This window comes from Zongyangia sp., from assembly GCF_965361945.1.
In genome coordinates this window covers 1-7,943 of the sequence record NZ_CBDTOK010000094.1, presented here as the reverse complement: position 1 = coordinate 7,943, position 7,943 = coordinate 1, and the positions used below count along the sequence as shown (strand labels likewise).

Annotated in this window: 17 protein-coding genes; all 17 read right to left on the bottom strand. The window is 52.8% G+C overall.

Going from position 1 to position 7,943, the window contains the following annotated elements:
- Nucleotides 1–525, bottom strand: a 525-nt coding sequence (gene rplF, locus ACZ25G_RS06180) for a 50S ribosomal protein L6 (protein ID WP_463681867.1), incomplete at its 3' end; no start/stop codon positions are given.
- 15 nt (nucleotides 526–540) lie between these two features.
- Complete coding sequence (gene rpsH / locus ACZ25G_RS06175; RefSeq protein WP_191481386.1) at nucleotides 541–939, bottom strand: 30S ribosomal protein S8; 399 nt, start codon at nucleotides 937–939, stop codon at nucleotides 541–543.
- Nucleotides 940–962: 23 nt separating this feature from the next.
- Nucleotides 963–1,148, bottom strand: coding sequence for a type Z 30S ribosomal protein S14 (locus ACZ25G_RS06170; RefSeq protein ID WP_191481385.1), 186 nt, complete (start codon nucleotides 1,146–1,148; stop codon nucleotides 963–965).
- A 12-nt stretch (nucleotides 1,149–1,160) separates the two neighbouring features.
- Nucleotides 1,161–1,700, bottom strand: a complete 540-nt coding sequence (gene rplE / locus ACZ25G_RS06165; protein ID WP_191481384.1) for a 50S ribosomal protein L5 — start codon at nucleotides 1,698–1,700, stop codon at nucleotides 1,161–1,163.
- A 16-nt stretch (nucleotides 1,701–1,716) separates the two neighbouring features.
- Complete coding sequence (gene rplX, locus ACZ25G_RS06160) at nucleotides 1,717–2,040, bottom strand: 50S ribosomal protein L24 (RefSeq protein ID WP_224771523.1); 324 nt, start codon at nucleotides 2,038–2,040, stop codon at nucleotides 1,717–1,719.
- Between the two features lie 15 nt (nucleotides 2,041–2,055).
- Nucleotides 2,056–2,424, bottom strand: a complete 369-nt coding sequence (rplN, locus tag ACZ25G_RS06155; RefSeq protein WP_191481383.1) for a 50S ribosomal protein L14 — start codon at nucleotides 2,422–2,424, stop codon at nucleotides 2,056–2,058.
- A gap of 33 nt (nucleotides 2,425–2,457) precedes the next feature.
- Complete coding sequence (rpsQ, locus tag ACZ25G_RS06150; RefSeq protein WP_191481382.1) at nucleotides 2,458–2,715, bottom strand: 30S ribosomal protein S17; 258 nt, start codon at nucleotides 2,713–2,715, stop codon at nucleotides 2,458–2,460.
- 21 nt (nucleotides 2,716–2,736) lie between these two features.
- Nucleotides 2,737–2,931 carry a 50S ribosomal protein L29 gene (gene rpmC, locus ACZ25G_RS06145; RefSeq protein WP_191481381.1) on the bottom strand — a complete coding sequence of 65 codons (195 nt, stop codon included), beginning with the start codon at nucleotides 2,929–2,931 and terminating at the stop codon, nucleotides 2,737–2,739.
- A complete protein-coding gene (gene rplP / locus ACZ25G_RS06140; protein WP_191481380.1) occupies nucleotides 2,931–3,353 on the bottom strand; it encodes a 50S ribosomal protein L16 in 423 nt (140 codons plus the stop codon). The genes rpmC and rplP overlap by 1 nt, the downstream gene beginning before the upstream one ends.
- On the bottom strand, nucleotides 3,353–4,018 hold the full coding sequence (rpsC, locus tag ACZ25G_RS06135; protein ID WP_191481379.1) for a 30S ribosomal protein S3: 666 nt from the start codon (nucleotides 4,016–4,018) through the stop codon (nucleotides 3,353–3,355). Before rpsC ends, rplP begins: the two co-directional genes overlap by 1 nt.
- A gap of 20 nt (nucleotides 4,019–4,038) precedes the next feature.
- Nucleotides 4,039–4,374: a 50S ribosomal protein L22 gene (gene rplV, locus ACZ25G_RS06130; protein ID WP_191481378.1), complete on the bottom strand. Its 336-nt coding sequence runs from the start codon at nucleotides 4,372–4,374 to the stop codon at nucleotides 4,039–4,041.
- A 24-nt stretch (nucleotides 4,375–4,398) separates the two neighbouring features.
- Nucleotides 4,399–4,680, bottom strand: coding sequence for a 30S ribosomal protein S19 (gene rpsS / locus ACZ25G_RS06125; RefSeq protein WP_191509319.1), 282 nt, complete (start codon nucleotides 4,678–4,680; stop codon nucleotides 4,399–4,401).
- Between the two features lie 27 nt (nucleotides 4,681–4,707).
- Nucleotides 4,708–5,538 carry a 50S ribosomal protein L2 gene (gene rplB / locus ACZ25G_RS06120; protein WP_191481376.1) on the bottom strand — a complete coding sequence of 277 codons (831 nt, stop codon included), beginning with the start codon at nucleotides 5,536–5,538 and terminating at the stop codon, nucleotides 4,708–4,710.
- Nucleotides 5,539–5,660: 122 nt separating this feature from the next.
- Nucleotides 5,661–5,954, bottom strand: a complete 294-nt coding sequence (rplW, locus tag ACZ25G_RS06115; protein WP_191481375.1) for a 50S ribosomal protein L23 — start codon at nucleotides 5,952–5,954, stop codon at nucleotides 5,661–5,663.
- Nucleotides 5,954–6,577, bottom strand: a complete 624-nt coding sequence (rplD, locus tag ACZ25G_RS06110; protein ID WP_191481374.1) for a 50S ribosomal protein L4 — start codon at nucleotides 6,575–6,577, stop codon at nucleotides 5,954–5,956. The genes rplW and rplD overlap by 1 nt, the downstream gene beginning before the upstream one ends.
- 17 nt (nucleotides 6,578–6,594) lie before the next feature.
- Complete coding sequence (gene rplC, locus ACZ25G_RS06105; RefSeq protein ID WP_191481373.1) at nucleotides 6,595–7,230, bottom strand: 50S ribosomal protein L3; 636 nt, start codon at nucleotides 7,228–7,230, stop codon at nucleotides 6,595–6,597.
- 68 nt (nucleotides 7,231–7,298) lie between these two features.
- A complete protein-coding gene (gene rpsJ / locus ACZ25G_RS06100; protein WP_191481480.1) occupies nucleotides 7,299–7,616 on the bottom strand; it encodes a 30S ribosomal protein S10 in 318 nt (105 codons plus the stop codon).
- Between the last annotated feature and the right edge of the window lie 327 nt (nucleotides 7,617–7,943).

Below are 7,943 nucleotides of genomic sequence, written 5' to 3'. Positions count from 1 at the left end.
CTTGCCTTCCTTGCGGATGATCACTTCGTCAACGTACTTGATGCCCTTGCCCTTATAGGGTTCCGGCGGACGTTTCTCGCGGATCTCTGCGGCAAACTGTCCAACCTGCTGTTTGTCAGCGCCGTGGACAATGACTTTGTTGGGGGCAGGTACTTCGATGGTGATGCCATCGATCTCAGGCACGATGACCTGATGGGAGTAACCCAGTGTCAAAACCAGGTTTTTACCCTGTTTTGCAGCACGGTAACCAACACCGTTGATCTCCAGCTCTTTGCTGAAGCCGGCAGTGACACCCTGTACCATGTTGGCGATCAGGGTCCGGGTCAGACCGTGCAGGCTCTTGTGCATTTTATCTTCGGAAGGACGGGAGACGATAATCTCATTGCCTTCCAGCGCAATCCCGATTTCAGGATGGAAGGTCATGTCAAGAGCGCCTTTGGGGCCTTTGACAACAACCTCGTGTCCGTTGACCTTTACATCAACGCCTGCGGGAATTTCAATTGGTTTTCTTCCGATACGAGACATTCCCTGTGCACCTCCTTACCAAATAAATGCAAGGACTTCGCCGCCGACATTTTCCTTGCGGGCCTGTCTGTCGGTCATAACGCCCTTGGATGTGGAGAGAATCGCGATGCCGAGGCCCTTCATCACCTTGGGCATATCCTCGCAGCTGGTGTAGATGCGCAGGCCGGGTTTGGATACCCTACGCAGGCCAGTGATGACCTGTGATTTATTCTCACCGTATTTTAAGGTAATACGGATAATCCCTTGCTTACCATCGTCGATGACCTGGAAGCCTTTGATATATCCCTCGTCCACAAGAATCTGCGTGATCGCTTTCTTCATGTTGGAAGCGGGGACATCCACCGTGTCGTGTTTTGCTGAGTTAGCGTTTCTGATGCGTGTCAGCAAATCGGCAATTGTATCGGTGATCTGCATGCCGTCAACCTCCTTTGCTCTTTTTACCAGCTGGCCTTCTTCACGCCCGGGATCTGGCCTTTGTAGGCGAGCTCCCTAAAGCAGATACGGCAAATGCCGAACTTGCGAAGATAGGCGTGTGGCCTGCCGCAGATTTTGCATCTGTTGTATGCTCTTGTGGAGAACTTGGGAGTTCTCTGCTGTTTTGCAATCATGGATTTCTTTGCCACAAATCTTCCCCCTTACTTCGCGAACGGGGCGCCCATGAGAGTCAGCAGCTCCCGGGCTTCCTCGTCGGTTTTCGCGGTGGTGACAAAGCAGATGTCCATGCCGCGAACCTTATCAATTTTATCGTACTCGATTTCAGGGAACAGAAGCTGCTCCTTAAGTCCCATGGAGTAGTTGCCGCGTCCGTCGAAGGAGTTGGCGTTGATGCCTCTGAAGTCTCTAACGCGCGGCAGCGCAACGTTAAAGAGGCGATCCAGGAACTCATACATCCGGTCGGAGCGCAGGGTGACCTTTGCGCCGATGTCCATGCCTTCACGGAGCTTGAAGTTAGCAACCGATTTCTTTGCCTTGCAGACGACGGGCCGCTGGCCGGTGATCGTGGAAAGGTCGGAAATGATTGCCTCGATGACCTTGTGGTTGTCGCGGGCTTCGCCGCAGCCAACGTTGATGACGATCTTTTCAAGCTTCGGGATCTGCATGACGCTCTGGTAGCCGAACTTTTTCATCAAAGCCGGAGCTACTTCTTTCACATAGAAGTCTTTCATTCTAGCCATGTTGTTTCCTCCTCACTTAAAAAGTCTCGCCGCATTTTTCGTTTTTGCACATACGAACCTTGCTCCCGTCAGCCAGGATCTTGTGGCCGATGCGGGTGGGTTTGCCGCAGCGCGGGCAAACCAGCTGTACCTTGCTGGCATACATGGCGCCTTCCGCCTTGACAATGCCGCCGGGCTCGCCCATTCTGCGAGGTTTCACATGTTTGGTGACCATGTTGATGCCCTCGACAATGACCTTCTGCTCAGCGGGGCTGACAGCCAGAACCTTGCCTTTTTTGCCCTTGTCCTTGCCGGACAGAACAATGACGGTATCGCCCTTTTTGACATGAATTTTATTCATTCCAGAGCACCTCCATTAAAGCACCTCAGGGGCGAGGCTTAATATCTTGAGGTAATCCTTATCGCGGAGTTCCCTCGCCACCGGGCCAAAAATACGTGTGCCCCTCGGGTTTTTGTCTTCTCTTATAATAACGGCTGCGTTTTCGTCGAAACGAATGTAAGAACCGTCGTCGCGGCGCAGGCCCTTCGCAGAGCGAACGATGACCGCTTTGACCACTTCACCTTTTTTGACAACGCCGCCGGGTGCAGCTTTTTTAACCGAAGCTACAACTACATCGCCAATGTTGGCGTATCTTCTGCGGGTGCCTCCCAGCACACGGATGCACATCAGTTCCTTTGCACCGGTGTTGTCGGCAACCTTCAGATAGGTCTGCATCTGTATCACAGAGCGTTCCTCCTTTCGGCTTTGACAGTTTGACTATTTCGCTTTCTCGATGATGGTGGTAACCCTCCATCTTTTATCCTTGGAAATGGGGCGGGTCTCCATCACCTGCACCTTGTCGCCGATGCCGCAGGCATTGTCTGCGTCGTGGGCTTTCAGCTTCACCGTGCGTTTGATGATCTTTTTATAAAGGGGGTGTTTTACGTTGTCTTTAATGGCGACGACAACAGTTTTGTCCATCTTATTGCTGACAACAGTGCCGACCCTCGTTTTTCTGAGGTTTCTCTCGCTCACAGTTTCATCCTCCCTTCCGTGTTACTGCACGCTCTCTTTTTCGCGGATGATGGTCTTAATCCGGGCGATGTCTTTTTTCACCGCTTTGATCCGCATGGGGTTATCCAGCTGGTTGATGGCGTGCTGGAACCGGAGGTTGAAAAGCTCAGCTTTGAGGTCCGCCAGCTTTGCATTCAGCTCGGACTGGGTCATATCACGAATCTCTGTCGCTTTCATTACTTCTCCGCCTCCTTCTCCTTGGTGATAAATTTGCACTTCAGCGGGAGCTTGTGAGCTGCAAGTCTCATAGCTTCCCTTGCAACGTCTTCACTGACGCCGCCCATCTCGAACATAACGCGGCCGGGTTTTACAACGGCAACCCAGTACTCAGGGCTACCTTTACCGGAACCCATTCGGGTCTCAGCCGGTTTCTCGGTAACGGGCTTATCGGGGAAAATTTTGATCCATACCTGACCGCCACGTTTGATGTAACGGGTCATAGCGATACGAGCCGCCTCAATCTGCTGGGAGGTAACCCAGGAGGGCTCCAGAGCCTGCAGGCCGTACTCACCGTTGGAAACAGTGTTGCCCCGCATAGCTTTGCCCTTCAGACGTCCTCTGTGGACACGGCGGTATTTAACTCTCTTCGGTAGAAGCATTATTTTCTGCCTCCTTCCCTCTGAGGCTTTCTAACTTCCTGCAGTACCTCTCCGGCGTAGATCCAAACCTTGACGCCGATTTTGCCATAGGTGGTGTTTGCCTCAGCAAATCCATAGTCGATGTCTGCGCGCAGGGTCTGCAGCGGGATGGTGCCCTCGTGATAATGCTCGGTACGGGCGATCTCCGCGCCGCCCAGACGGCCGGACACGCAGGTCTTAATGCCTTTTGCTCCCAACTTCATGGCGCGGCCGATGGCTTGTTTCATGGCGCGTCTGAAGGAGATTCTGCGCTCCAGCTGGGATGCGATGGACTCGGCCACCAGCTGTGCGTTTTTATCGGGTTGTTTTACCTCAACGATGTTGAGGAAAACAGGTTTTCCAATGAGTGCCTCGCAGTTTTTGCGGAGCTTCTCGATCTCTGTGCCGCCTCTGCCGATCACCATACCGGGTTTGGCGCAGTGGATGTTGATTCTGATTCTCTTGGCATCGCGCTCGATCTCGATGCGGGGGACGCCGGCAGCATACAAAGTCTTCTTAAGGAACTTACGCAGCTTATAATCCTCAACGAGGATATCGCCGAAAGCATCGTCCTTAGCAAACCAGCGGGAATCCCAATCTTTGATTACGCCCACTCTGAGACCATGTGGGTTAACTTTCTGGCCCATAGTTTACCTCCTCTTTCAGCTTATTCCTTTTCTCTCAGAACCAGGGTCATGTGCGAAGTTCTTTTCTTGATGCTAAATGCACGGCCCTGTGCTCTCGGCCGGATCCTTTTCAGGGTCGGTCCCGGTGTAACAAAACACTCGGCAACAAACAGGTTGTTTCTATCCATGTTGTTGTTATTCTCCGCGTTTGCCACGGCCGATTTCAGGAGCTTCTGAAGAGGCTCACATGCAGCCTTCGGTGTATACTTGAGTATCGCCATCGCCTCGTCCACCGGCTTGTTCCGGATCAGGTCAAGCACAATCTGGACTTTGCGGGGCGCAATACGGGCATATCTAAGGTAAGCCCTCGCTTCCATAGGTAATCCTCCTTCCGGCCTTCTTTACTTTCCGGTATTCGATTTCTTGGAGCCTGCGTGGCCTTTGAAGGTTCTGGTGGGAGCAAACTCACCGAGTTTGTGACCGACCATATCTTCGGTAATATACACAGGCACATGTTTGCGTCCATCGTGGACAGCAAAGGTGTGTCCGACGAATTCGGGGAATATTGTAGATGCGCGGCTCCAGGTCTTGAGGACCTTCTTCTCACCGGCCTCGTTCATAGCGACGACTCTCTTATACAGTGCTTCCTGTACGAAAGGGCCTTTTTTTACGCTTCTACCCATTGATCATCTGCCTCCTTTCATGTCGCTCTATTTAGCGTTGCGACGTTTCACAATGAACTTGTCGGAGCGGTGATGTTTCGCTCTTGTCTTGTAGCCCAGTGCGGGTTTGCCCCACGGGGTTACAGGGCCCGGACGGCCAACGGGGGATTTACCTTCACCACCACCGTGGGGGTGATCGCAGGGGTTCATAACAGAACCGCGGACGGTAGGTCTCCAACCCATGTGGCGTTTGCGGCCGGCTTTACCGATGTTGACGTTCTCGTGGTCAACGTTGCCGACCTGGCCGATGGTGGCCATGCAGGTGACAGGAACATTGCGAAGCTCGCCGGAGGGCAGTCTGATCAGCGCGTAGCCGTTTTCTTTTGCCATGAGCTGTGCCAGAATACCGGCGGCACGGGCAAGCTGTGCGCCTTTGCCGGGATACATCTCCACGTTGTGGATGAAGGTACCCACGGGGATGTTGGTCATGGGAAGGGCATTGCCCGGTTTAATATCAGCATCAGGACCGGTGGCAATGGTGTCGCCCACCTTCAGGCCTACCGGAGCGATGATGTAGCGTTTCTCGCCGTCCTCATACTGCACCAGGGCAATATGGGCGGAACGGTTGGGGTCGTATTCCAGGGTGAGAACGTTGGCCTTGCCGACCTTGTCTCTCTTGAAATCGATGATGCGGTATTTTCTGCGATTGCCGCCGCCACGGTGACGAACGGTAATTCTACCTGTATTGTTGCGGCCGGAATTGCTCTTCATGGTTTCCAGAAGGCTCTTCTCCGGAGCAACCTTGCTCAGCCCGCTGAAGTCGGTGGTGGTCATGCCACGGTGACCGGCTGTGGTCGGGTTGTAAGTCTTGATCGCCATTCGGTTTCACTCTCCTCATAAATTCTGTTTCGCGGAAGGTTCCGCTGACAAGAACTTGGTTTAGCGGGATTTATGAGTATCCCATACAAGTCCCTAGCAATCGACTGTCTATTCCGTAGGGACTACACCATGCTCTCGAAGAACTCAATGCCTTTGGAGTCTTCTTTGAGAGTAACGATGGCCTTCTTCCAGTTGGGCTTGTAGCCGACGTTTCTGCCCATCCGTTTTTTTCTGCCTCTGACGTTCATGGTGTTCACTTTTGCAACCTTCACACCGAACAGTTCTTCAACGGCCTGGCCGATTTCGATTTTGTTGGCGTCGGTAGCTACTTTAAACGTGTATTTTTTCATGCCGATGGCCTCCATGGAAGCCTCGGTGATGATGGGGCGGATAATGATGTCCTGAGCGGCCTTCATTATGCATACACCTCCTCGATCTTTGCCACGGCGTCCTTGACAACGATGAATTTATCGTAGTTGAGGATGTCGTATACGTTCAGGGTGTTAACCAAGGCGGTCTTGACGCCGGGGATGTTTCTCGCGCTCATGACAACTGTGTTGTCAACTTCCGGCATAACGATGAGTGCCTTGCGGTCAGCTCCCAGAGCTTTGAGCATTTCCACAATGCTCTTTGTCTTGATCTGATCCAGCTTCAGGGCGTCGAGAACAACGATCTCGCCAGCCTGCGCTTTGCTGGAAAATGCGGATTTCATGGCCAGTCTCTTGACCTTCTTGTTCAGGCTGTAGCTGTAATCCCGAGGTTTGGGACCCAGAGCGATTCCGCCGTGTCTCCACTGGGGAGCCCGGATGGAGCCCTGTCTTGCGTGGCCGGTGCCTTTCTGTCTCCAGGGTTTGCGGCCGCCGCCTGCAACCTCAGTACGGGTCTTGGTGGACTGTGTACCCTGGCGCTGGTTGGCCAGGTAATTTACGACAGCGTCGTGCATCACAGATGTGTTGGGGGTGATCCCGAAGATCGCATCGGAAAGCTCGATCTCGCCAACATTTTTTCCAGCCATGTCAAATACGGTAACTTTTGGCATCGTGCTTCCTCCTTCCCTTAAGCCTTCTTCACGCTGTCAGTGATAAAGACGATCCCGTTCTTGGGGCCCGGGATTGCACCTTTCAGCGCGATCAGGTTGTTTTCTGCATCTACCTTTACTACCTCCAGGTTCTGGACAGTAACGGTCTCAGTACCCAAATGGCCCGGCAGCTTCTTGCCTTTGAAAACCCTGGACGGGTCGCTGCACGCGCCCATGGAACCAGCGTGACGGTGCACAGGTCCGGAACCGTGGGTCTCTTTCAGTCTGGCGTTGTTCCAGCGCTTGATGGTACCGGCATAGCCTTTACCTTTGCTGGTGCCGCAAACGTCGACCTTATCACCCAGCTCGAATTTGTCGGCTTTGATGATGTCGCCTACGTTCAGCTCGTCACAGTTGTCCAGGCGGAACTCTTTGAGGGTTCTCTTCACCGGAGCGTCGGCCTTTGCGAAGTGGCCGGCGATGGGCTTGTTCACGTTTTTGGAACGGATATCCCCAAAGCCGATCTGTACAGCTTGGTAACCGTCATTGTCCACAGTTTTCTTCTGGACAACAACGCAGGGGCCCGCTTCCACAACGGTGACCGGGATGACTTTTCCCTTTTCGTCAAAAAGCTGGGTCATGCCAATCTTTTTGCCTACGATGCATTTTTGCATACTCTACTTACCTCCTATGGTTATTGGTTGACTCCCGATGGGGGCCAACTTGACCTGACCGGGTGGGATTAAAGCTTGACTTCGATATCCACGCCGGCAGGAAGCTCAAGACCTAACAAAGCCTCAACAGTCTTTTTGGACGGCTTAATTATGTCGATGAGTCTTTTGTGGGTTCTCATCTCAAACTGCTCGCGGCTGTCTTTGTACTTGTGGACAGCGCGCAGGATGGTGATGACCTCTTTCTCGGTGGGAAGGGGGATCGGACCAGAAATCTTGTCGTTCTCTCTCTTCGCGATTGCAACGATCTTTTCAGCCGCTGCGTCGATCAGCTTGGGGTCATAACTCTTCAGTCTGATTCTGATGTTTTCTTTGACTGCCACTACCATCGCCTCCTCATAATTTCGCTTGTGCGGGGCAACGATCAAAAAACTGAACACCGAGCCGTGTGTTCCGTGCTCGACCATTTAAAAAACCGGTTAAACTGTGGGGAAACCACACGTCTAGCCGGGACATCAGGCATGTTGCAGCCTTACGAGAGCGCCAAAAATCGCGGAAAGACGCAATCTTCCCAGGATTTTTCGCGGTTTCAGTATTTTTTGTCGCCCGGTTTTAAATCGGACATACTCGGCGGAAATTCCCTGCTTCTGTGAGCAGCAACCTCCCGCTTCATCGCATATCTAGTGCAGTCGTGCTTAAATATAATACTATAAAAA

What these genes read in the sequence shown, in the direction of transcription:
- rplC (WP_191481373.1), bottom strand. Translation starts at nt 7,230, where the DNA reads ATGCAAAAATGCATCGTAGGCAAAAAGATTGGCATGACCCAGCTTTTT.
- rplW (WP_191481375.1), bottom strand. Translation starts at nt 5,954, where the DNA reads ATGAAGGCCGCTCAGGACATCATTATCCGCCCCATCATCACCGAGGCT.
- rpsC (WP_191481379.1), bottom strand. Translation starts at nt 4,018, where the DNA reads ATGGGCCAGAAAGTTAACCCACATGGTCTCAGAGTGGGCGTAATCAAA.
- rpmC (WP_191481381.1), bottom strand. Translation starts at nt 2,931, where the DNA reads ATGAAAGCGACAGAGATTCGTGATATGACCCAGTCCGAGCTGAATGCA.
- rplD (WP_191481374.1), bottom strand. Translation starts at nt 6,577, where the DNA reads ATGCCAAAAGTTACCGTATTTGACATGGCTGGAAAAAATGTTGGCGAG.
- rplV (WP_191481378.1), bottom strand. Translation starts at nt 4,374, where the DNA reads ATGGAAGCGAGGGCTTACCTTAGATATGCCCGTATTGCGCCCCGCAAA.
- rpsJ (WP_191481480.1), bottom strand. Translation starts at nt 7,616, where the DNA reads ATGGTAGTGGCAGTCAAAGAAAACATCAGAATCAGACTGAAGAGTTAT.
- rplX (WP_224771523.1), bottom strand. Translation starts at nt 2,040, where the DNA reads ATGAATAAAATTCATGTCAAAAAGGGCGATACCGTCATTGTTCTGTCC.
- rplB (WP_191481376.1), bottom strand. Translation starts at nt 5,538, where the DNA reads ATGGCGATCAAGACTTACAACCCGACCACAGCCGGTCACCGTGGCATG.
- rplP (WP_191481380.1), bottom strand. Translation starts at nt 3,353, where the DNA reads ATGCTTCTACCGAAGAGAGTTAAATACCGCCGTGTCCACAGAGGACGT.
- rpsH (WP_191481386.1), bottom strand. Translation starts at nt 939, where the DNA reads ATGCAGATCACCGATACAATTGCCGATTTGCTGACACGCATCAGAAAC.
- rplE (WP_191481384.1), bottom strand. Translation starts at nt 1,700, where the DNA reads ATGGCTAGAATGAAAGACTTCTATGTGAAAGAAGTAGCTCCGGCTTTG.
- rpsS (WP_191509319.1), bottom strand. Translation starts at nt 4,680, where the DNA reads ATGGGTAGAAGCGTAAAAAAAGGCCCTTTCGTACAGGAAGCACTGTAT.